Source organism: Methylobacterium currus (assembly GCF_003058325.1).
In the GTDB taxonomy this organism is placed as follows: domain Bacteria; phylum Pseudomonadota; class Alphaproteobacteria; order Rhizobiales; family Beijerinckiaceae; genus Methylobacterium; species Methylobacterium currus.
Genome location: NZ_CP028844.1, coordinates 712,797 through 734,941 on the forward strand (window position 1 = coordinate 712,797; position 22,145 = coordinate 734,941).

At 65.2% G+C, this 22,145-nt stretch carries 19 protein-coding genes and 2 pseudogenes; 13 read left to right on the top strand and 8 right to left on the bottom strand.

The window, feature by feature from the left end:
- Nucleotides 1–45: 45 nt before the first annotated feature.
- Together DA075_RS33415 and DA075_RS33420 are read left to right on the top strand one after the other, a co-directional pair.
- Nucleotides 46–1,434: a UbiD family decarboxylase gene (locus DA075_RS33415; protein ID WP_091886989.1), complete on the top strand. Its 1,389-nt coding sequence runs from the start codon at nucleotides 46–48 to the stop codon at nucleotides 1,432–1,434.
- A 5-nt stretch (nucleotides 1,435–1,439) separates the two neighbouring features.
- Nucleotides 1,440–3,155: a GMC family oxidoreductase gene (locus tag DA075_RS33420; protein WP_091887066.1), complete on the top strand. Its 1,716-nt coding sequence runs from the start codon at nucleotides 1,440–1,442 to the stop codon at nucleotides 3,153–3,155.
- Nucleotides 3,156–3,174: 19 nt separating this feature from the next.
- Here the strand turns inward: DA075_RS33420 and DA075_RS33425 are convergent, their stop codons facing one another.
- Nucleotides 3,175–3,999, bottom strand: coding sequence for a sterol desaturase family protein (locus tag DA075_RS33425; RefSeq protein WP_091886987.1), 825 nt, complete (start codon nucleotides 3,997–3,999; stop codon nucleotides 3,175–3,177).
- Between the two features lie 227 nt (nucleotides 4,000–4,226).
- Between DA075_RS33425 and DA075_RS33430 the strand changes: the two genes are divergently transcribed.
- A complete protein-coding gene (locus tag DA075_RS33430; RefSeq protein WP_091886985.1) occupies nucleotides 4,227–5,051 on the top strand; it encodes a helix-turn-helix domain-containing protein in 825 nt (274 codons plus the stop codon).
- Between the two features lie 1,053 nt (nucleotides 5,052–6,104).
- The gene (locus DA075_RS33435) at nucleotides 6,105–6,764 is read left to right on the top strand and encodes a tyrosine-type recombinase/integrase (RefSeq protein WP_244936660.1); all 660 of its coding nucleotides are present in this window, start codon (nucleotides 6,105–6,107) and stop codon (nucleotides 6,762–6,764) included.
- Between the two features lie 163 nt (nucleotides 6,765–6,927).
- Here the strand turns inward: DA075_RS33435 and DA075_RS33440 are convergent, their stop codons facing one another.
- Nucleotides 6,928–8,592 (bottom strand): IS1182 family transposase, encoded by a 1,665-nt coding sequence (locus DA075_RS33440; protein ID WP_099957598.1) that lies wholly within the window; start codon nucleotides 8,590–8,592, stop codon nucleotides 6,928–6,930.
- Nucleotides 8,593–8,693: 101 nt separating this feature from the next.
- On the opposite strand from DA075_RS33440, the gene DA075_RS38310 reads away from it, so the two are divergent.
- A complete protein-coding gene (locus tag DA075_RS38310) occupies nucleotides 8,694–8,825 on the top strand; it encodes a hypothetical protein (RefSeq protein ID WP_276330944.1) in 132 nt (43 codons plus the stop codon).
- A 435-nt stretch (nucleotides 8,826–9,260) separates the two neighbouring features.
- On the opposite strand, the gene DA075_RS33445 is transcribed toward DA075_RS38310, so the two are convergent.
- Both DA075_RS33445 and DA075_RS37945 read right to left on the bottom strand, forming a co-directional pair.
- Nucleotides 9,261–10,712: a diguanylate cyclase domain-containing protein gene (locus tag DA075_RS33445; protein ID WP_099957380.1), complete on the bottom strand. Its 1,452-nt coding sequence runs from the start codon at nucleotides 10,710–10,712 to the stop codon at nucleotides 9,261–9,263.
- A gap of 109 nt (nucleotides 10,713–10,821) precedes the next feature.
- Nucleotides 10,822–11,261: pseudogene (locus tag DA075_RS37945) on the bottom strand (hypothetical protein).
- A gap of 301 nt (nucleotides 11,262–11,562) precedes the next feature.
- Between DA075_RS37945 and DA075_RS33455 the strand changes: the two are divergent.
- The 6 genes and pseudogenes from DA075_RS33455 (at nucleotide 11,563) to istB (DA075_RS33480) (ending at nucleotide 16,653) form a co-directional block, all read left to right on the top strand.
- Nucleotides 11,563–12,309, top strand: a complete 747-nt coding sequence (locus tag DA075_RS33455; RefSeq protein ID WP_099957382.1) for a LuxR C-terminal-related transcriptional regulator — start codon at nucleotides 11,563–11,565, stop codon at nucleotides 12,307–12,309.
- Between the two features lie 377 nt (nucleotides 12,310–12,686).
- Nucleotides 12,687–13,079, top strand: a pseudogene (locus DA075_RS33460) (DDE-type integrase/transposase/recombinase); the annotation flags it as partial.
- A 153-nt stretch (nucleotides 13,080–13,232) separates the two neighbouring features.
- Nucleotides 13,233–14,498: an IS21-like element ISMex13 family transposase gene (gene istA, locus DA075_RS33465; protein ID WP_200602002.1), complete on the top strand. Its 1,266-nt coding sequence runs from the start codon at nucleotides 13,233–13,235 to the stop codon at nucleotides 14,496–14,498.
- Nucleotides 14,495–15,361 (top strand): IS21-like element ISMex13 family helper ATPase IstB, encoded by an 867-nt coding sequence (gene istB / locus DA075_RS33470; protein WP_099952836.1) that lies wholly within the window; start codon nucleotides 14,495–14,497, stop codon nucleotides 15,359–15,361. The genes istA and istB (DA075_RS33470) overlap by 4 nt, the downstream gene beginning before the upstream one ends.
- A gap of 189 nt (nucleotides 15,362–15,550) precedes the next feature.
- Nucleotides 15,551–15,862, top strand: coding sequence for a hypothetical protein (locus tag DA075_RS38715; protein ID WP_420813168.1), 312 nt, complete (start codon nucleotides 15,551–15,553; stop codon nucleotides 15,860–15,862).
- Nucleotides 15,859–16,653: an IS21-like element helper ATPase IstB gene (istB, locus tag DA075_RS33480; protein ID WP_091889755.1), complete on the top strand. Its 795-nt coding sequence runs from the start codon at nucleotides 15,859–15,861 to the stop codon at nucleotides 16,651–16,653. The genes DA075_RS38715 and istB (DA075_RS33480) overlap by 4 nt, the downstream gene beginning before the upstream one ends.
- Before the next feature lie 569 nt (nucleotides 16,654–17,222).
- Here istB (DA075_RS33480) and DA075_RS38315 read toward each other — a convergent pair.
- The 3 genes from DA075_RS38315 to DA075_RS33490 form a co-directional block, all read right to left on the bottom strand.
- Entirely contained in the window at nucleotides 17,223–17,471 is a 249-nt protein-coding gene (locus DA075_RS38315) for a BA14K family protein (protein ID WP_276330945.1), read from the bottom strand.
- A 2-nt stretch (nucleotides 17,472–17,473) separates the two neighbouring features.
- The gene (locus DA075_RS37950; RefSeq protein WP_244936661.1) at nucleotides 17,474–17,863 is read right to left on the bottom strand and encodes a hypothetical protein; all 390 of its coding nucleotides are present in this window, start codon (nucleotides 17,861–17,863) and stop codon (nucleotides 17,474–17,476) included.
- Between the two features lie 696 nt (nucleotides 17,864–18,559).
- Nucleotides 18,560–19,651, bottom strand: a complete 1,092-nt coding sequence (locus tag DA075_RS33490; RefSeq protein WP_099951685.1) for an IS5 family transposase — start codon at nucleotides 19,649–19,651, stop codon at nucleotides 18,560–18,562.
- A gap of 188 nt (nucleotides 19,652–19,839) precedes the next feature.
- On the opposite strand from DA075_RS33490, the gene DA075_RS36910 reads away from it, so the two are divergent.
- Entirely contained in the window at nucleotides 19,840–19,983 is a 144-nt protein-coding gene (locus tag DA075_RS36910) for a hypothetical protein (RefSeq protein WP_164712588.1), read from the top strand.
- A 109-nt stretch (nucleotides 19,984–20,092) separates the two neighbouring features.
- On the opposite strand, the gene DA075_RS33495 is transcribed toward DA075_RS36910, so the two are convergent.
- On the bottom strand, nucleotides 20,093–20,941 hold the full coding sequence (locus tag DA075_RS33495; protein WP_164712589.1) for an alpha/beta fold hydrolase: 849 nt from the start codon (nucleotides 20,939–20,941) through the stop codon (nucleotides 20,093–20,095).
- Between the two features lie 123 nt (nucleotides 20,942–21,064).
- Here DA075_RS33495 and DA075_RS33500 point away from each other — a divergent pair, with 123 nt between their 5' ends.
- Complete coding sequence (locus tag DA075_RS33500; RefSeq protein ID WP_164712590.1) at nucleotides 21,065–21,964, top strand: LysR family transcriptional regulator; 900 nt, start codon at nucleotides 21,065–21,067, stop codon at nucleotides 21,962–21,964.
- Nucleotides 21,965–22,145: the final 181 nt, after the last annotated feature.

Sequence of the window (22,145 nt, forward strand, 5' to 3'; positions counted from 1 at the left end):
GACGGGACGACGGCGCCCCGCGCGGGCCGCGACCGGGAGGACAACATGAGCGTGCCGGCCCCAGCCCGATCCCTGCGCGACTGGCTCGCTCGCCTCGGGCAGAGCGGGCGCCTCAGCGTGACACGGCCGGGCATCGGGCTTCGCCACGAGGCCGCGGCGGTGGCGAACCGGCTTGACGGGCGCAGCGCCACTCTGTTTCCCCGCCCCGACGGTCAGGACGGCACCATCGTCTCGGGCCTCGTCTCCAGCCGGGCCTGGATGGCCGAAGCGCTCGGGACGACGGAGGACCGCCTCGTCGCGCATGTCCAGCAGGCCTGTGCGGCGCCGCTGCCCTGGCGCGAGCGTGAGACCGGGCCCGCCCAGAGCATCGTCCACCGCACCGACATCGATCTCCTGCGGATGCTGCCCGTGCCGACGCTCAACGAGCACGATGGAGGTCCCTACATCTCGGCGGGGCTGATGATCTCGCGCGATCCAGAGACCGGCGCGCAGAACGTCGCCATCCTGCGCTGCCAGATCAACGGGCCCGACCGCATCGGCGTTCTCGTGCTGCCGCGCCACACCGATCATTTCTACCGCCGCGCCGAAGCCGCCGGCCGCGGCCTGGAGGTCGCGCTCGTTGTGGGCGTCGATCCGGCCTGCCTGCTCGCCTCCCAGGCGATCGTGCCGCTCGGCCAGGACGAACTCGAGATCGCCGGTGCGCTCACGGGCGTTCCCCTCGACGTGGTGAAGTGCCTCACGAACGACGTGCGCGTGCCGGCAGAAGCCGAGATCGTGATCGAGGGGAGAATCTTGCCGGAGCTGCGCGAGCCGGAGGGGCCGTTCGGCGAGTTCCCGCAATATTACGGCGAGCGGGCCGAGCGCCACGTCATGCAGGTCGACGCCGTCACCCACCGCGAGCGGCCGCTCTTCCACATGATCGTCGGAGGCGGACTCGAGCACCTGCTGCTCGGGGCAATCCCCCGCGAGGCCACGATCCTGGCAACCCTCAAGCGTAGTTTCCCAGGGGTCGAGGACGTCCATCTCTCCCTCGGTGGGGTTGGCCGCTACCACCTCTACGTGAAACTGCGCAAGACGCAGGAGGGCGAGGCCAAGAACGTCCTGCTTGGCGCCTTCGCCGCCCATTACGACATCAAGCACGCGGTCGTCGTCGATATGGACGTGGACATCCACGATCCGAAGGAGGTCGAGTGGGCGGTCGCCACCCGCTTCCAGGCCGACCGCGACCTCGTGGTGGTCGCGCATTCGCAGGGCTCGAAGCTCGACCCGTCCGCACGCGAGGGCGTGGGCGCCAAGATGGGCCTCGACGCCACGGCACCGCTGGACGCGCCGCCGATGAAGTTCACCCGCATCCGCGTGCCAGGCCAGGCCGAGCTCGACCTCGCCGCCGTGGTCGTGCCGGATGCGGACTGGCGCGCGGTACTCGGGGGCTGATGCGCATGAGCGAACTGCCCCATGAGGTCGATGTGCTCGTTGTCGGCGGCGGCTCGGCCGGCTGCGTCCTCGCCAAACGTCTCTCGGCCGATCCGAACCGGCGGGTGCTTCTCGTCGAGGCCGGCTGCGACACGCCCCCAGGACAGGTGCCGGCCGAGATCCTCGACAGCTACCCGATGCCGCTGTTCTTCGGCGACACCTACATCTGGCCCGGCCTCGACGCGGCCGTCACCCGCGGGGCCGATGGGCGGATCCGGCGCCGGGCCTACGAGCAGGGCCGCGTGATGGGCGGCTCGTCGAGCATCAACGTGCAGGCGGCCAACCGCGGTCTCCCGCGCGACTACGATGCCTGGGCGGCGGCCGGGGCGAGGGGCTGGGGCTGGGACGACGTCCTGCCCTACTTCCGCAAGCTCGAGACCGACCTCGACTGCGACGGCCCGCTGCACGGGCGCGACGGCCCCCTGCCGATCCGACGCATCCTCGAACCGGCCTGGCCGCCCTTCGCACACGCGGTTGCGACGGCTCTCGACGCGACCGGCCTGCCGCGGCGCCTCGATCAGAACGGCGAATTCGAGGACGGGATCTTCCCGCCGGCCTTCTCCAACCGGGATGACGCCAGGGTTTCCTCTGCCGCGGCCTATCTCGACGCGCCCACGCGGGCGCGCGGGAACCTCGTCATCGCTGCGCACACGCAGGTCACCGACCTGATGTTCGACGGACGGCGCGCCGTCGGCGCGCAGCTGCGCCAAGCGGACGGACGCGATCAGCGCGTGGCGGCGCGGGAGGTGGTAGTCTGCGCAGGCGCGTTGCAATCGCCGGTCCTGCTCCTGCGGGCCGGGATCGGACCCGCAGAACACCTGCGTACCTGCGGCGTGACCGTCCTCGCGGACCGGCCCGGGGTCGGCGAGAACCTGCGCGACCACCCAGCCCTGACCATCGCGCAGTACCTGCCCCGTCGGCTTCGCCTGCCGCTGAGCTACAGACGGGCGAGCTTCGTCGCCCTGCGCTCCTCCTCCGGCCTGCCGGGCGGTACACCCTCCGACATGTACCTCACCGCCTCCGCCCGCGGCGGCTGGCACGCGCTCGGGGCGAGCCTCGCCCTCTATTTCCTATGGGTGAACCAGCCGCACTCGATCGGGCGGCTGCGCCTCGACCCGGCCGATCCGGCGGGCCGTCCGGACGTCGACCTCGGCCTCCTGTCGGACCCGCGCGATCTCGAACGGCTGGCGACGGGCCTGCGCGACCTCGTTGCGCTCGTGGTCTCGCCGCAGCTCAACCCGGATCCCGCGGCGATCTTCCCGGCGAGCTTCACGCCTGCGATCAAGCGGCTCAGCCGGGTTACGCCTCGCAACCGGCGCGTCACTGCCCTGCTGGCCCGGCTCCTCGACGGTCCTGCCCCCTTGCGCCGGCTGATGCTACGCGCCGTGTCCGGCGGGGTCGATCTCGGCCGGATCGCTGCCGACGACGCAGCCCTGCGGGACTTCGTGCGCGAGACGGTCTTCGGCGTGTGGCATGCGAGCGGCACCTGCCGCATGGGCGATTCCACCGACAGGGGTGCGGTGGTCGATCCGACCGGGCGGGTGATCGGCGTCGAAGGGCTCTCCGTCGCGGACGCCTCGGTAATGCCGAGCTTGCCGAGTGCCAATACCAACGTGCCGACCATCATGATCGGCGAGAAGATCGCCGATCACCTCGTCGCGCAGCTGGGAGCCGGGGCCTGAGGCCGCCGGCACCCGGGCGTCAGGCGAGGCGAGCCCGCGTACGCCGCTCGGCCTTCTCGATGCTTGTCGCCGACAGATCCGGATCCGCCGACCGGATGTCGGCCCGCATGTGGTCGTGCGATGCGCCGTTGAACAGCGTCCCGACGAGGGATCGGTCGAGGTCGCTGGTGCCGAACAGTGCGTCGCAGATCGGGAATGTGAGGTTGAAGTTGCGGGTCTGCATGAACCCGAGCACGTGATGAATGTAGTGCATTCGCCGCACGGTGTTCACCAGGGGGATGTGCCGCAGGTAAGGATGCCGCGTGTCATCGAGGTGTGAGAGCGTGTGCAGGCCCTCGTAGAGCAGGTAGTAGGCGGCCATCGTGAGCACGACGATGTACCCGGCATTCGACGAGATCAGCCAGCCGGCCAGAAGCGCCGGCGGCAGGGCGGCGAGCACGAAGCCGATCGGGGCGAAGGGCGGAAACAGCAGAGCCCGCCATTCCTTGTGGCCACTGTAGCCAAGGTCATGGTGCGTGAAGAACTGATGGTGCACTGTGCAGTGGCGCTTATAGATCATTGTGAGCCCGGGCACCGGGCGGTGCAGCACGTAGCGGTGCGCGGCCCACTCGCACCAATTGCCGAGAAGCACGATCGGCACGACCAGCAGCCACTCCCATGCCGAGGAGACCTCGATCCGGTTCCAACAGTACAGGACCGTACCGCCGGTGATCAGCAGCGTGAAGCCGAGATGGATCGCGCCGTGGTACCAGGGCGGGGTTTCGGCCACGAAGCGTTCGCGAAAAGTGCTCTGGCGCTCCTGCTCGCGCCGGTCGCGCTCCGGGCTTTGGAAGACGGGTGTCATTGGCTTCCTCCTCGTCTCGCTTTCCCTCTCGGACGGGGAACCTGCTTGCGAGACGTGGAGTGTGGCGCAGCTCGCGCGCAGAACCCTGATCACCCCGGAGGCTGACTTATCAATCCGGATGTTTTTCGCGCGCCCAACCAGAGTTGTAGGCGTGCGCATGGGTTAATCTCCCCAATCGGAACTATGGTGATGCCGGCCCGGGCCGGCAGGGAAGGTGATCGCGGATCGTGACCCAGGCTCTCGGAATCCTGCGCGGCGCGTTCGGCCGGGTGGCGCTCCTCGACATGGACACCTCCCTCGTTGATCACGCGCACCATCATTGCCACGTGATCCTGAAGGCGAGCGGCCCCGACCAGGATTTTATCGTCGCGGGCCGGGCGCTGCCCGTGCGCGACGACACCGCGATCTTGATCAACAGTTGGGAGCCGCACCGCTACCTGCACCGGGGTGGGCTGCAGCGGACGGCCTTCCTCGCCCTTTACATCGAGCCCGCTTGGCTCGCTGGGATTGATCGCGCGTTCCGGCCCTGCGGCGCCGGCCGCTTCTTCGAAGGGTCCTGCGTGCCACTCGACGGCACCCTGTGGAGAGCGCGCGAGGACCTTGTACGGCGCATAGGTTGCCACGATACTGACGCAGCAACGCTCGAAGACCGGATCCGTGCCCTGATCATCGCCCTGGCGCATCGCTATGGAGACCGGCAGCCCCCGCGTGTGGCACTGTTGACCAATCACCGCATCCGGCGGGCCCTTCAACTTATGGGGGAATCGGGTGCCGTACCCCGCGATCTCGACACCGTTGCGAGGTCGGCCGGTCTATCGCGGCCGCACTTCAACACGCTTTTCCGCCGCTGCACGGGGCTGAGCCCGGCCGTCTACGCCAACGCCGTGCGCGTCGAAGCTGCTGTCGCGGCTATCCTAGACCCCGCCACGACCCTTGCCGTGGTCTCTGACGACCTAGGCTTCAGCGCACCAGCCAACTTTACCCGCTTCTTTCAGCAACATACCGGTACAATACCCAGTCAGTTTAGGCGTGTCGTCGCTGAGCTTCCGTAAGTGATATTGAGTTAGAATCGCGATTGAGTAGCGAATAATCTGATCGGGAGCTGGGAGGCGGCCGCTCGATAAAGGGTCGTGAAGGGGGCGATCAGCGCTCATTATTCATCGTAGACATCAGGATAAAGGGGTGTCTATACTACATGTGGTGGAAATTCACGATTCTTAAAGCTGTCAACGGCCTCTGAAGTGTGTATCGCTTCGCTGAAAATTTGATATCAATACCTATAATATAAGTCGCATATCTCACCGGGCCATGTGCTATATGCCTTTGCGACATTTTCGAACCCAAATGTCCGGAAGCTGCTTGCAACCGGACGTTTCTTATACGCATCATGAAGGGCCGCTTCGGGTCAGGACCGGCGGTTCGGGCCGGGGTGAGCGCCAACCTCGCCCTACCGAGCTCGACGCTCGGCTCGAACAGTCATCGCCACAGTTGCAGAAGTGCGGGCAGGTGCCGACAACACCGATACATCATCGGCGGAAATACCGGTCGATGGCCTCTGCCGACTAATGCGATGGCGCCAACTCCGGTGGGCAAGTAAATCAGACAGGCCCGGTTGGTCGCGGCCCGCCGAACCGCCTTCGCCACGTCGATGGATTACGCCACCGCGTTCACGGATTTCCCATCGCTAAGTCGGGAAGGCTTTCCAAGTCAGGCTCACGTATGGCCCCGAGGAGCTTGAAGCGAAGTTCGCCGCTCATCGTAAGGCGCTCGTGCGGACAGACCCCGAGATTGGAGAGCTCGTGCAGGGTAGCCGCTTGCCCATGAATAAGAGCAAGTCGGGCCCCTGAGCCGCAACTCCGCCATCAGGGCAGTCTGGACACGCGGTACAAAGGGCTGGTACAAAGCGTATGCAAAGCCGAACACGAAACCACTGATTTCATTGATCTTTTCGGTCTGCTTGGACAGTCCCTCCCTCTCCGCCAAATTTACATCCCAGGCTGTTCCACGCCGTTCTCTGATCGCCCCTAACTACTTGGACGGGCTCTGAGGGCGGCTTGCCGTCGTTCCAAACTGTCTCCTACAATTCAGCATCACCGCTGATGTGAGTGCTGCGGCTGGGCGGACAGGTGGCTCGGGAAATCGATAAGCTCAGCGCCCGAGCGGTCGCCACGCTGACCAAGCCGGGCCGGCATTCCGACGGCGGCCGCCTGTACCTCATCGTCGATCCGAGCGGCGCCAAGCGCTGGCTCTTCATCTTCAGAAGCCGCGGGAAACAGCGGGAGATGGGCCTGGATGGCCTCCTGTCCGTCTCGCTCGCGGAGACGCGCCGGCGCCGGAACGACGCACGCAAGCTCCTCGCGGCCGGCCTCGACCCGATCGCCGAGAAGCGCCGGGCCGAGCGCGCTGACGGCGAGGTTGTCACCTTCGGGGCCTGCGCCGACGAACTCATCGCCGAGCTGAGCAAGGGCTCCCGGAACGAGAGGCATGCGGTGCAGTGGGGCACCACCCTCAAGACCTACGCCGCGCAGCTCCGGCCCAAGCCCATCGACGCGATCGGCACCGACGACGTGCTTTCCGTGCTTCAGCCGATCTGGACGACGAAGAGCGAGACGGCCTCTCGGGTCCGCGGCCGTATCGAACGCGTGCAGGACGCCGCGCGGGCCCGTGGGCTGCGAACCGGTGAGAACCCCTGGGATTGCCCCGTTTTCCCGCAATCGGGGCGGCGGCCACTGGCTGCGTCCAGTCGCATGGGGATGACGAGGTGATCCTCGTGCGGTTCGACGAACCGCGCGACACGGCACTCGGGGATGGAGAGGGGGATAGCCATGCCATCCACGATGGGGAGGGCTGGCCAACCCATCATCGACCCGAGTCAATCCACCGCGCTCCACGCAAAATGATATTGGTGGCGAATTCGGCACAGCTCAGTCAGGCCGCGAGTTGATGCAGCCGCGCAAAGGCTGAGTGCCGTGTTCGCGCCTTTGGTTCGTCTGCCAGCCACCGCAGCAAGCGTGCCAAGTTCATCGCGGCTGCCGTCATCAGGTGGGCAAGGTGCGTCTTCGCGTGCCCAAAGTACGGCGTTCGTCGGAGCCGAGATGACCGCACACCCTGGGCAATCGTGCCTTCGACGCCGGCCCGCCGCGCGTATTCGGCTGCGAAATCCGCGGTCTGCTCCCGCGCCCGCCCGACGCGCAAAGCCTCGTGTTGCGCCTCTGGGCGGATCGTGATCGCCCGGCGTGCAGTGCTCGCGCGCGTGCACTGCGGCCGGAGCGGGCACGCTCGGCAGTCGCTGGGGGCGAACTTGATCTTGATCACCGGCGTCGTGCCGCGGGCGAGCGCCGGCGTCCAGCTCTGGCTTCGCTTGCCGGCTGGACACGTTGCCCGCTGCTGAACGAAGTCGATGGCGAAGTCCCGTGCGGCGAACCCAGCGCCGGCCCGCGCCTGCCACTGTCGGTCGCCGCGCGTCGGGCCAATCAGGTCGACCCCGTAGCGTTCCTGGGCGTCGACGAACAGCGCCGCATTCACAAAGCCGGTGTCGGCAATGTGGGTCTTGGGCAGCAGGCCCCGTGCAGCGAGCGCCGCGTGGATGGTCGAAGTCGTGGCGTCGTCCGAGACCGCGGCGGTCGTCGTCTCAACGTTGGTGATCAGGTTCGGGGTGCCCTCGTCGCACGTCTCGGTCAGGTGCACCTTGTAGCCGCTCCACACCGTCGCGCCCTTGCTCGCGTAGCGCGCCTCCACGTCGTAGGGCGAGCCGATGTAGCGACCCGACGGCGGCACCTGATCATTCGTCCGCCACTCGACGCGGGCGCCTTCCGGCCCGTGCTCGACCAGGAAGTTCTGCACCCAGACGCGCCGCAGGGTCTCAAGGGCCGCGGCGTCCCGCACAACCGGCGGCGCGCCGTCCGCTGTGGCGAGAGCCAGCAACGTGAAGCCATCGACGCCGGTCTGCACCGCCCACGCCCGGCGCCCAGTCTGGCTCTTGGGCAGCCGAAACTCGCTCGCTCGGAGCTCGTAGCGTTCGGCCCATGTCGGGGTCGTGCACGCGCGCAGCCAGTCGGGCGCCACCGTCGCCAGCGCGTTCAGTGCGTAGCGCAATGTCTCGCCGACGACTTCGAGCCGGCTCATGGTGCGCATCGCCCCGAGGACGTGCGTGGAGTCGCTGCGCTGGCGTCCGCCGCCCTTCAGCAGTCCGCGCTCTCGCGCCAGTTTGAGAGTTGCGTCGAGGAGGCGGCTTTCCGCCCCGTGCGCGAGAAGGCGCGTGCGAAACTCGCTCAGGACAGTGTGGTCGAAGCCAACGTCAGTCAGTTCCAGACACAGCAGGTATTTCCAGTCGATCCGCGTGCGAACCGCGTCGGCGGCCTGCCGATCGGTCAGCCCCTCCATGAACTGCAGGAGCGTCGCGAGCGCGAGTCGGGCCGGTGCCTCTGCGGGCCGTCCCCGGGCCGGGAACAGGTCGGCGAAGTCGCGATCCGCCACGACCCTATACAGGTCGTCGTAGAGGCGCATGACCGGATTGCCATTCGGAAAGATCGCCCGCGCGACCTGCGCGGTCTGGTCAGGCACGACGTACGTGCGCTTCACGTCGAGCGACATCGCCCACCCCTGGCTGGCTTGGGGCTGCATCGTCGCTCAAGCGCATTGCGCGGTCGTCCTCTCATCGCAGGAGGCACGCCGAATTCGCCACCAATATCAAAATGAGCAAGAACCCAGAAAACGGGGCAATCCCAGGCCTGACCTTCATCCGAACCGTGGACCTGAACGCCTACCTGGCCGGCGATGATCTGTGCGAGCAGGGCTCGACGCCATCAGGGTTGATGGCCGGGTAACCAATACCCACCATCCTACGTACGGGCCGCGTCGCGTATTGGCCCACCAGCCCCGCCAGCCCCCCCGGCCGGCGGGGCTAGCTGTTTCAGCCGCCGGTCAGCATAGCGAGCGGCGCTCGGCTACATCCGGCGGGCGAACGCCTTCAATGGGCATTCGGGGAGCGGGTTTTTGCGATCGTGGCGGGCTGTTCGCAGTCATCAGCACATATAAGTTTCAGCAAGAAGCGGGCGCACATCACACCCATAGTGCCCGCAAGCATTGAATGAGGAAGTATATCAATTGTATTTCCTCTGAACAAAAATACACCCGTTGCCACAGATGCTGCAAATCCTGCCGTGAAAGTGAAAAACATTCACATCCCCGCTACCAGTCCAGTCAGGCACTTCGAATTCTGCTGGGTCGCACTTCGATTGAGAGAGCAGAACGATTATCGTTCAAGCGGTGATTCGGTCGTCCAACACATGATGATATGTGCGGGCTGTGCCTTTGCGCGTCCGCTTGGCCTCGTAGAGCGCCGTGTCGGCGCGGCGAAGGATTTCCGCTCGGCTCCGAGCCGCCGCACCGGACCAAGCGACCCCAATCGTGCCGGTGACGTTCGCGATCTGCCCTAATCCATCCGCAACGATGTGAAGGTTGCGGAGCAGCTGCTGCACCAAGAGATCCAGAGCAGCTCGACTTACCGTTGAGGGAACTAGGACTGCGAACTCGTCACCCCCGAGCCGTGCCGGGAAGAACGAGCTCAGGTACTCTGCTCGCAACTGCTCTGCTACGCGGCGCAGCACCTCGTCGCCTGCAGCGTGCCCCATCACGTCGTTCACGCCCTTGAAGCCGTCGAGGTCAATCAGCATCACTGCCAGTTCCGCGCCCGTCGCGTGGGCGTCCCTCAGGCGGGCATCCAGGACGCGGTTGAACTCCGCTCGGTTAGGGAGCTGGGTGAGGTCGTCGGTACGGGCGAGGTGCTGCAGCTTCTCCTCCATGCGATGCCGCTCCGTGATGTCCTGGATCAGGCCGACCAACGCGATGGGTTTGCCCTTCGACAGCTCAATCTCCCCCAGGCAGCGCACGCGCCGCTGGTGGCCCCTGGCAGTCACGAGGTCGGCGTCCAGTTCAAACGGTTCACCTGTGTCGAGCGTGCGCCTCACCGCATCGAGGAAAGTGGTCCGGTCCAGTTCCGGGATGTAGCTCATGAGGTCGCCATTCGGTACACCTCCGCTGACGGGCAGCTCATGGATTGCGAAGACCCCATCCGACCAAGTCGCGGAGCGTCGCTCGAGGTCGTAGCGCCACGACCCCATATCGGCCATTCGCTCGGCCCGCTTGAACTGACGCCGTTCGCGCTCGAGGTGCTCGACCATCAAGCGTCGATCCTCGGCAATTTCCGCGGCACGCAGGGCCACCATCCGCGCCTCGAACAGCGCCTCGGCCGCGCAGGCCAGATCCGAGAGGATTTCCACATCGGTGGCAGAGGGCTCGCGAGGCTCATCGTCCAGCACGCACAGCGTGCCGATGGTAACTGCATCACCGTTGGCCTGAGTGATGCGGACTGGGACCCCTGCGTAGTAGCGGATGTTGGGCGAGCCCGTGACGAACTGGCTCGCCGCGAAGCGAGGATCGAGCCTGGCGTCCGCCACGATCAGGGGCGCTTCCGTCTCGAACACGACAGGACAGAAAGCTCCCGCACGGGTCGTTTCGGGCGCCAGCGGCCCGCATCGCGCCTTGAACCACTGCCGTTCGGGGTCAATCAGCGTGATCGAGGACATGCGTGTGCCCAGCATGCGCTGGGCGAGTTTCGCCAGGGCGTCGAACTCGGGCTGTGGTGGAGTGTCGAGGAGCGCGATCTCGGCGAGCGCCTTCTGGCGCACCGCTTCCCGTTGTCTGTCCGACATGCTGCCTCACCGCATTCCTCAGCCGGTGCTACATCGGCGGCAGTGAACGTCTCGTTTCTGACAGTTCCGACCAGGGGCAACCATTGGCGTGGTTAAGCCAATCGGGTTCTTAGCTTAAGACGGTCGGATACGGCCCCTGGAACAGCTCGCCATGGCCTCGCGTCGGAACAGGGTGCGCCAGCGGCGGCGCCGATGCTCATCGCGGTCGTGCACCATGTGGCCGCGCTGACAGAATGCCGCCAGGTTGGCGTCCTCGTTGTTGGCCGTGTCGTGGTCGCGGTGGGCCGCCGCCAGTACCACCCTCGTGACACGGACCCGAGCGAGCAGATCATCGTCGCGCAGCCGCTGCCGGAGCCGGTGCCCCTGGCCGTCGCGCCAGTCCGAGATCTCGGCATCCCCCCGCCGGCCGTCGCCGAGGTGGAAGACCCGCTGCAGGAGCGGGCGGGCGCACTCCTCGCACCGGCCCCGCGCCCGGCGGAAGCGGATGGCGCCACAGAGCTGTTGCCAGTCGATGGGGTAGAAGAAGCGGTGCTCCGGCCGGATCGGCACTCCTGCTTCCCGGATCAAAGAGTGGCATTCGAAGACGCCTATCAACCTAAGCCGATAAGCTTGTTCGCCAGTGAATACTAATCTTGCCTCGCTGGCGTGAGTCGATTTTCCCCGAGCGCTCGTGCCGAAATCGATCGCACACCCCTTGGGGTCTGCCAGAAATGTAAAAGCAATACAATATGATGCTATGTGAGGTAATCTTATCGATATATTTTGCCGGATATTTACAAATTGTTAATACTAACTTTGCCGAAACGTGTAAAATCACAAAATCCGATGCATCAATACAGGTAATATTCTGATGACAAATTTCGACGATTTTGACGGAAAGATAGAAAAATTTAGATCAAGGGAACATAACAAAGTTAAAGCGGTCGATAATATCAAGCAGGAATTGAGGCGACCATCTTTGATTGCGATCGATCATCGGAATGTATTCCGTGATTGTCTTTGCATATGTTTAAATAAAATTTTTACAGGCGACAAGATACTATCTTTTTTGTCAGTTGATGATCTATTTAAATCAGACTTTAATCTTATTGAAGGAGATCTGATAATTTTATACTGTGATATACGCGAAACTTTGCAAAAAAAGGCGGCGCGTGACGAGCTACTTTCGCGAGTGGGCCATGGTATTAATGTGGTTCTTATTTGCGAAGGTGATGATATTCGTGACGTGATGGGGTGTTTGGAAAACGGAGCACGTGGTTATATCCCCACCAGTGTCAGCCTGCAGGTGGCAATTGAAGCAATACGACTAGTCCGTGCTGGCGGCATCTTCATTCCGGCAAACTCTCTGCTCCAATCCTATAGCTCCGCCTCTGATCTTGATCCACCGCGCCAGTTCACCCCACGACAGACTGACGTTTTGGGGCAGCTACAGAAAGGCAAATCGAATAAAATTATCGCCTTCGAACTCGAAATGAAAGAAAGCACCGTCAAGGTGCACGTGCGCAATATCATGCGAAGACTTGGTGTAACAAATAGGACAGAGGCCGTTGTCGAGATGCAGCAAAATTATAAGACAGATTATAAGAACTATAAATAATGCAAGGTGAATTCATTATATTGATTCAAGAGACAAAAATTATGCCAAACCGACAGGATTTATATAAAAATCCCAACGGGGATTACGGATACCTCGGGCGAGAACCAGGGAGATGGCAGAACGTTCATCATCCATCAGCCCAACGGCTCGTCGGATGGCCGGCAGGTCGTCGTGGTCCGGCACAACCTCATGGGCGAGGGCGCTCAGGCCTTGGTGGCCGGTAGCATGACCGGGGGGCTCGCTCTCGTATGCGGTCCGGAGGGTAGGGGTGAATTCAGCCGATGCACCCTGTAGGCGCCGATGTGAAACTGACCCAGTCGCCGACTGAACCCTGACCCAGGCCGTAGGCTGGGCTCCTTCTGCGGGAGGAGGCCCGGATGGTGGGTGAGGAGGCAGCGTTGGAGATCCGGGTGTTGCATCGGCACGGGAAGGGCATCCGCGAGATTGCCCGCGCGACGGGTCTGTCGCGCAACACGGTGGTGCGCTTCGAGACTGCGCCGGGCGAGCAGATGCAGGTCGACTGGGCGGTGATGCGGCGCGGCGCCGACCGTCTCTCGGTGTTCGTGGCAACGCTGGGCTGGAGCCGGGCGGCCTACCTGGAGTTCGTGACCGACGAGCGCCTCGAGACGCTGATCGCCGCCCACGAGAACGCCTTCCTGGCCTTCGGGGGCGTGCCGCGCGAGGTGCTCTACGACAACATGCGCACCGTGGTGGTGGAGCGGAACGCCTACGGTCGCGGGCGTCATCGCTTCCAGGCCGGCTTCCTGGACTGTCAGCGGGCGTTGAATACTCCCTGATTGTGGGCATCGAAAATTCCCTGGTCGGTGCCCTGGCCCGTAGGGTCGCGACGCCCCGCGCCCTCTCGGGCTTTTCCATCCTCAGCCACCATGCCTGCCGATACCGATCGGCTGGGAGCGACGAGGATGGTTCTGCTGGGAGAACTCGTCATGATCTTGGACCTGCACCGACAGGGCCTGTCCGTCTCCGCCATCGCCCGCCGGACCGGCCGCGATCCGAAGACGATCCGCAAGTACATCGAGCGCGGCCTCGAGCCGCCGGCCTACGGCCCGCGTCAGCCCGGCCGCCCGAGCAAGCTCGCGCCCTATCTCGATTATCTGCGCGAGCGGATCACCGCCTTCCCCGACCTGAGTGCCGTGCGCCTGACCCGCGAGTTGCGCGAGCGCGGCTACACCGGTGCCTACACCGCGGTGAAGCGGTTCGCCGCCGCGATCCGGCCGCCCGAGGCCAAGCCCTACGAGGTCCGCTTCGAGACCCCGGCCGGCCAGCAGGCGCAGGTCGACTTCGCCCGCTTCCTCGTCACCTTCACGGATGCGCCGGACACGACCTGCATCGTCTGGCTGTTCTCGCTGGTGCTCGGCCATTCCCGGCACATCGAGGCGCGCTTCGTCCTGCATCAGGACCTGCAAACGCTGCTGCGCTGTCACATGCAGGCCTTCACCGCGATCGGCGGCGTGCCGATCGAGATCCTCTACGATCGCATGAAGACGGCGGTCACCGGCGAGGATGCGGACGGCCACATCGTCTACAACCGATCCCTGCTGGCACTCGCCCAGCACTACGGATTCCTGCCGCGCGCCTGCCGCCCGTACCGGGCCAAGACCAAGGGGAAGGTCGAGCGACCGTTCTCCTACATCCGCCAGGACTTCTTCCTCGCACGTTCCTTCCGCGACCTCGACGACCTCAACCGCCAGCTTCGGAGCTGGCTCGATACCGTCGCCAACGTCCGCTTGCACGGCACCACGCAGCGGATCGTCTCGGAAGCCTTCGCCGCCGAGCGGCCCGAGTTGCAGCCCTTGCCGGCTCTGCCCTTCGACGCTCTGCTCACGCTGGAGCGGCGCGTCAGCCACGATGGCCTCGTCTCGATCGGTGGCAACTATTACAGCGTACCGGATCGGACCCGGCGCGTCGTCGAGGTGCATCAGTTGCCCGACACGATCCGCATCCTCGATGGTGGCCGGCTCGTCGCGAGCCATCCGATCCTGGAGGGACGACGGCAGTACCGCATCGACCCCGACCATCGGCAAGGCACGGCCGCTCGGGCCATGCGCCACGGCCATCCCGACAGTCTGCCGATCGGCCGCCATGGCGATCACGTCGCCCGGCGCTCGCTGGCTGTCTACCAGGCAGTCGGCGAACGGCTCGCCGGCGGGATCGGAGGCCAGCGATGAGCCGCACCGCATCCTGTGCCATCACGACCCTCGACAGCATCAAGCGCAGCTTGGTCGGCCTGCGCATGCCGCGCGCCCTGGAGGTGCTCGACGCGACGGTCCGGCGCATCGAGCAGGGCGAGATCGACGGCTTGGCCGCCCTCGACGTGATCCTGACCGAGGAACTGACGCTGCGCGAGAACCGCCGCGTGAAGACCGCCCTGCTGGTCGCGCGCCTGACCACGATCAAGACGCTGTCCGGGTTCGACTTTGCCTTCCAGCCCTCGCTCGACCGCGAGCGCGTCCTGGCGCTGGCGGAACTGACCTTCATCGACCGGGCCGAGGTCGTCCATCTGCTCGGACCACCCGGCACCGGCAAGAGCCATCTGGCGATCGCGCTCGCCGTCGAGGCGGTCAAGGCCGGGCGCAGCGTCGTGTTCTCGACGCTGGCCGACCTCGTGACCTCGCTGGCCAAGGCCGAGCGCGACGGCTCCCTGCGCGAGCGCATCCGCTATCTCTGCCGGGCCTCGCTGCTGGTCGTGGACGAGATCGGCTACCTCCCCGTCGTCCCCGGTGGCGGCAACCTGTTCTTCCAACTCGTCAACGCGCGCTACGAGCGCGGGGCGATGATCCTGACTTCGAACCGCGGCTTCGCCGAGTGGGGCGAGGTGTTCGGTGATCCGGTCGTGGCGACAGCCCTGCTCGACCGACTCCTCCACCATGCCGTGGTGATCCAGATCGAGGGGGCGAGCTACCGCCTGCGCCAGCACGCCGACCTCGTCCCCGAGCACGTCCGCTCCAAGGCCCTGATCGTTCCGCCGCCCGCACCCAGGCGTCGCGGTCGTCCACCCGGAAAGGCTGCCTCCGATCACACGGCCGGCTGATCACCGATCCGCACCGAACCCGCCGGCCAGGGAATTTTGAAAGCCCACAATTGCGGAGACTTCGGTGCCCGTTGACACCTGGACTTTGCCCGCCATTGCGGCTTCCGGCCCCGGCTGTGCCAGCCCGGACGGGCGCAAACGAAGGGCAAGGTCGAGCGCTTCATCCGCTACCTGCGCGGCAGCTTCTACGTGCCGCTGGCCAGCCGGCTGGGCCAGGAAGGGCTGGTGCTCGATCGCGAGGCGGCCAACCTGGCGGCGGGTCGCTGGCTGCGCACGGTGGCCAACCAGCGGGTCCATGCCACGACCGGCGCGGTGCCGGCCGAGCGCCTGGACGTGGAACGGACGCAGTTGCAGCCGGTGCCGCCGCCCTATGGCGGCCGCTCGGTGCGCCAGATCAAGGCCCCGGCGGTGCCGGCTCCCGCCCACCCGGTGGTCGGGCTGCAGCACCCGCTGGCGCTCTACGACGGGCTCTCGGGCCTGATGACGGGAGAGCCGGCATGAGCGACCTGCAGCATGCCCGCCTCGCCGAACTCTGCGGCGAGTTGCGCCTGCAGGCGGTGCCCGCGGCCTACGGCGCGCTCGCGCAAGCGGCATCCGAGCGCGACACGCCCTACGCCGTCTTCCTGGAGGAGGTGCTGCGCGCCGAGCGCGAGGCCCGGCGCACCCGGGCACGGGAGATGTTCGCCCGGGTGGCGGGGTTCCCGGCGGTGAAGACGCTGGAGGGCTACGACTTCGGCTTCGCCACCGGAGCGCCGCGGGCGCAGATCCAGGAACTGGCCAGCCTGGCCTTCGTGGAACGGGCGCAGAACGTGGTGTTCCTGGGTCCGTCCGGCGTGGGCAAGACGCATCTGGCGATCGCGCTCGGCTACCTGGCGACGCAGCGCGGGATGAAGGTGCGCTTCACCAGTGCGGCGGACCTGGTCCTGACGCTGGAGACGGCGCAGCGCCAGGGTCGCCTGAAGGAGGCGATGCACCGGGCGGTGAACCTCTACCGGCTGCTGATCGTCGACGAGATCGGCTACCTGCCGTTCGCGCGCGAGCAGGCGAACCTGTTCTTCCAGGTGGCGGCCAAGCGCTACGAGCGGGGCGCGATGATCCTGACCTCGAACCTGTCGTTCGGGGCGTGGGACCAGGCGTTTGCCGGCGACGCGGTGCTGACGGCGGCGATGTTGGACCGGGTGCTGCACCATGCCAGCGTGGTGACGATCACCGGCGAGAGCTACCGGCTGAAGGACAAGCGGCGCGCCGGACTGGTGGCGCGGCCAGTGCGGGAACCAGACGTTCCTGCGTGAGGGGTGGGTCAGGTTACGATCGGCGACAAACCCAAAGGTGGGTCAGACTTCAATCGGCGTTGACACACCCCATGAGGGGTGTTCCTGCGATCAGTTGCGGGGCGCGTTCGCGGCTCCGCGCTGCGGGGCTCGGCGTCGGGACGGGGCACATGCCGGGCATCCACCGGGGGCACCAGCACGGGCGCCAGGACCCCCGAGGGCCGGGAGCGAGCTACGCGGGCGAACTGGAAGCATGGGGCGCGGTGCACGGCACGAGCGATCGCACTCCGGCGAATGATCGCGAAGGCGGGCCGGGATCTGGGAGAGATGGTCAGGGCGGCAGAAGCGGCGATGGATGGCCGGCAGGGCCAATAGCAGGACTGCGCTCACGATCACCGGACCCAGGAGACAGGGGCTACGGGCTGAAGCCCGATCTATTATCGCTGTGTCTTGCAGAGCGCTTCGGCAGCTGTACGACACGGGGGCCGTCAGCCGGGTACGACTGGTACTATGTGCCTACAGGTCTCAAGGGAATGCCCAGCAAGCCGATGTCGGCCGCTGGGCTTCAGGCATCCCTCGATCAGGTGAGCCTACGGGCAGGGATGCCTCTGCCCATCGTTGCCGAGGTAGGTGCCGCTGGCCCTGTCATAGGACCGGAAGCGTTGGATGCAGTAGTTCACCTGATCGGCATCGGACGTGACCTCGGTCGCAGCAGGCGCGTAGCCCTCGTCGAACCCGCCGTATCCGGCCGGCGCATAGCCATCACCATAGTACCCGGTATCATAGCCGCCGTACCCGTAGCCCAACCCTCCAGCGGCCAGGCCAAGCCCGAGGCCCACGCCTAACCCGGCAGCTCCGTACCCGTAGCCCCGTCCGCGGTAGTAGCCACCTCGATTGCCGGCGTACCCGCGCCCGTTAAAGCCGCCAACGGCAGGACGGACGCCACCAGCTGCGACGGCACCAACTCCACGTTGACCACCGACAGCAAGCCCCGAGCCGCCAGCAGCGCCACGGAAGCCACCCGGACCTCCGCCGCCGCGGAAGCCGCCCGCCGCGAGCCCAGAACCACCTCGGAAGCCGCCACCCGCGCCTCCGATGCGCGCACCACCAAATCCGCCGCCGCCGGTGCCGAAGCCGCCACCCCGGAACCCTCCTCCGCCGGGACGAGCATCGGCTGTCGCCGGGAGGAGAGCAAACGCAGCAGCCACGGTCGCTGCAGTGAGGAGAGCATGTTTCATCGGATCTGTCCGTGGTGAGAGAAGCCTCTCAGACTCAGTAAACTTCCCCCGGGCGCTTTCGGTCCATGCTCGCGACAATTCTGCTCGCACGAGAGATGGCTCAGAACGGCGCAGCTTGAACGCAGGATCGTATCTGACACCTCTCATGCAATACGCCACGCAACACAGATGCAATGGTTAAGCTCTACACGCCCCTCGTCGACGGTCGCTCGAGGCCGCAAGGGGGATAGAACGATGCTGCCCATCATTCGGATCATTGTCGCCGGGGCCATCCTGAGCGGGTGGACTCATCTTGGTCCTGCCAAAGCGGCCCATATCGTTCCAACGGGTGCATCAAACCAGACGGTCAATTCCGCTCCTGTGGCTGAGAACTGCTGTCCGCTGCGGGCCTGGCCGTATATCGGCTGAAGCTGACTGCAGGTCGAGACCGCTGCAGGGTCGTCAGCAGCTATCTCCCACTTGATGGGCGGCGTGGCCGGCTGCAGGTGGGCGAGGCTGATCCGACGCCTAGCAGGCTGCTGAAAAAGGGGCTTGTCGCTTTGATGCCTGGCTTGGCGCCGTTTGGTTTGCTGGTTTTCGCCTTGCACCGGCGTTGCGGTGGCTCGTCGTGCCGGGCTCAACCGCTGCGCTGGGGCAGGGTTCGGCTGCGTTGAGCAAGAGGCGGCACCGTTCTGTCGTCAGGCGGTCGCTTACGCTCCGAGGAGTTTTGGCAGCCGCACGAGGTTGAAGGCTGCGGCTGTGAAGGTGAAGGCCATGTCGATCCGCTCCCGCCCGCGGACCCGGATGCGGCCGATCAGGCCGATCTCCTTGCTCCAGCCGAAGCTTTCCTCGATCCGCTTGCGGATCGTCTGGCTGATCGCATAGCCGGGCTGGCGTGTGGTGCGTCCGTCGATGGCGGAGCGGCGTCCCGCCGTGTTGCAGGCCACGTGCGGCGTCACCGCCATGGCGCGCAGTTCGTTCACGAAGTCCGCGGCGTCGTAACCTTTGTCGGCGCCCAGGGTGACGCGGGTGGGACGGTTGGCCCGTTTCTCGATCATCGCCAGGGCCGCGACGCGCTCGGCCTGCCCCGTCGCCTGGGTCACGCAGCCATCGACGATCAGCCCATTGCGGTTCTCCATGAGCGCATGACCCATGAAGCAGAGCTTGGCTTCCTTGCCCTGACCCTTGCGGTAGAGCCGCGCCTGGGGGTCAGTGCTGCTCTGATGAGTGTCGTTGGACAGGCTCTTGCCGCGAAAGTCGACGTCGGGATTGCGCCCGCCTGCCGGGGGATCAGGCGGGTCGGAGGGCGCAATGTCCTTGGGCTTGAGGCTCTTCATCGAGGCCCAAGCCTGGATCAAGGTGCCATCGACGGTGAAATGATCCTGCGACAGCAGCCGCTTGACGCGCGGGATCGCCAGCACGGCGCTCAGGAAGGCGGCGGCCACGCTGCCGCCCAGCAGCCGATCGCGGTTCTTGGAGAAGGTGGAGGCATCCCAGACGGGATCGTCGATGCCGAGGCCGACGAACCAGCGGAACAGCAGGTCGAAGTCGAGGCGCTCCATCAACTGTCGCTCGGAGCGCACGGAGTAGAATGCCTGGAGCAGCATGGCGCGCAGGAGTTGCTCGGGTGGGATCGAGGGGCGGCCAATCTGCGAGTAGATCTCCGAGAACTGCCCGTCGAGCGTCGTGAGCGCCTCGTCGACCAAAGTTCGGATCGTTCTCAGGGGATGGTCAGGCCGAATGCGGCGCTCGAGATCCACGTAGGAGAACAGCGAGCTGCTTCGGAGATCCTGACCACGCACTGAAAACTCTCCCGATGATCCCAGAAGAGTGAATCACGCTTCTGCCGACAGGCGAAGCCCTTTTTCAGCAGCCTGCTAGATAGGCTGTTACTCGCCAATCGGAGGATGGAATGGCCGGAAAAGCTCGTAGACGCCCCTCGTGGAGGCGGAACCGCTCGGGCCTCCCCACGCCGCAGGGCGCGAAGTTCATGACCATTGAGCAGCGCCTGAACAGCGCGCAGAAGGGCGGTCTGCTGTCCCGGGCCGGTGATGTCGCGACCAGTGCGCTCAAACGGGTGGCGAAAACGGTGAGGCGGACGAGCAAGGCCGTGACCGAAGCCGTCTCCGGCTGAAATCAATCTAGGCGATCTGTCCCGATCGCCCTTCATCTGCGGTGAACGCGGGGCGGCCGTCAGAGCCGCCTCGCCCTAGTCAGGGGGGCTGGCGGCGCCCTCACTCATCCTATGAGGCTTCCCGCGATGCCGGCATGGCGTCGATGAACGCGTCCAGGTCGACGCGGCGGATGAGGCGGACGCGATCGATCATGCGCTCACAACTCGACGCAATCTCTCCCGGCGCTTCGAGCGGAACGAGGTGGCCGATGCCGGAGATCGTTGTGATCGTCGCAGACGGCAGGTGCTCGGCAAAAATCGGCTTCAAAATGGCTCCCCGTTCGACTTGGTCGTGCTCCGCCAGGACGATCTCGACGGGTACCTCCAGCCCTGTCAGGGCCGCAGTGATATCCACCGTCATGCCGTGGTCGGGCCAGTACCGTTTGGCCCCGGCGTCGCCGCTCAGCGTGTCTCGGATGACCTGCTCCCGACACGCGTCGTCGAGCGCCGAACCGCTTAGAACTTGAAGAGCCTCCAGCACGCCGCCCCGCGACTGGTACGAAGCCAGCATGCCAGCCCTGACCGCCGGCGGAACTTGCATTGGAGTCGGCGGTGCCGGCGCCACGAGCACCATGCCAGCCAGACCGAGGGGCCGGCGACCGGCTAACAGTTGAGCTACCTTGCCGCCCATGGAGTGCCCGACCACAATATATTGCCTGATGCCGAGCGCCGTTACCGTATCGACGATGTCGTCGGACAGCGCGTCCAAATCATAGCGGCCATCCAAGGCGCGTGAGCCACCCCATCCGCGCTGGTTGATGACGACCTTCCGCCCGGTGATGGGCAAATGCGAGATGACCGCGTCCCATGTACGGGCCGAGCCGCCCCAGTAATGCAGCAAGACGAGCGCCGGCTCGGTTTGTCCGGCATCATCGATGAGGAGGTCCGCGCCTCTCGTCCGGATCGTTCGTGACGCCATTGCTCCGCTCCATGCTCGATCACGAGGCGGAGGGTATTTGTTCACAGGCCGCCCTATAATCCCGATGTAAGATGGCTCACTCCGAAGCAGCATTTCGCAATGGCACTGGATAGGCTCGTAGGGATGATGGTGCTGCGGCGCGCCATCGAGCTTGGCAGCATCGCAGCAGCGGGACGCGCGACAGGTCTCTCGGCGGAGATGGCTGGACAGCATCTCAAGGCGCTGGAGACGCGCCTTGGTGTCCGTTTGCTCAGCCGCACCACGCGCCGCCTTGCGCCGACGGATGCCGGACGAGCCTATTACGAACGCTGTGTCGCAGCGCTGGAAGAGATCGCACTGGCGGAGGCAGAAGCGGGCGCTCGTCAGGCAGAGCCGAGCGGTCGGCTTCGCCTGACCGCACCCCTTGGGTTTGGAAACAGTCTTCTCGCGCCGGCGATTGCAGCGTTTCTCGACCGGCATCCGCGTGTGGACGTCGAGATTGACTTGTCCGAGAACAAGACCGATCTGCTCACTGGGGATTATGATCTTGCTATTCGGCTCGGCGAACTCGCTCCTTCGAGTCTCGTGTCGCGTCGGCTCGCCAGTTTTCCGCTGATCCTCGCTGCTTCACCCGCCTATCTTGCGGCATCCGGCATGCCCCAGCATCCCCGAGACCTCGCGCAGCACGAGGCGTTGATCTATGCGCAGACGGCCGCGCCGATGAAGTGGTCCTTCCTGTCTCGGGATGGGCAGCGGGCGAACGCCACGCTCCAAGGGCGCATCGTGGCGTCCGACGTCGAGTTCCTCGTCCGCCTCGCCCAGCTCGGCCGGGGCTTGCTGCTCGCACCGAGTTTCCTGCTCGACGAGCATCTGAACACTGGAAGCTTGGTGGAAGTGATGCCGGGTTGGCACGAGCGCTCGCTTCCGCTTCATCTATTATGGCCGCACCGCGCATTGATCCCAGTGCCCACGCGCGCTTTCATCGATTTCATGGTTGGCTGGACAGCATCAGAGCTGAAAGTCTCTCACGCATTACGTCTATAATTGTTCAACTTAACCCTCGCACGGTCCGAGATTGATGAATATTCCTGATCAAATACATGAGAGAAGAGATTGAAGGATAATTATGATCATTTTTTGACCGAGAGTAGACCATGGCGATACCATCCCTGGACATCATTCTGCGTATCAGTATTGGGTCATGCAAAAAATTTCGGATGATTGA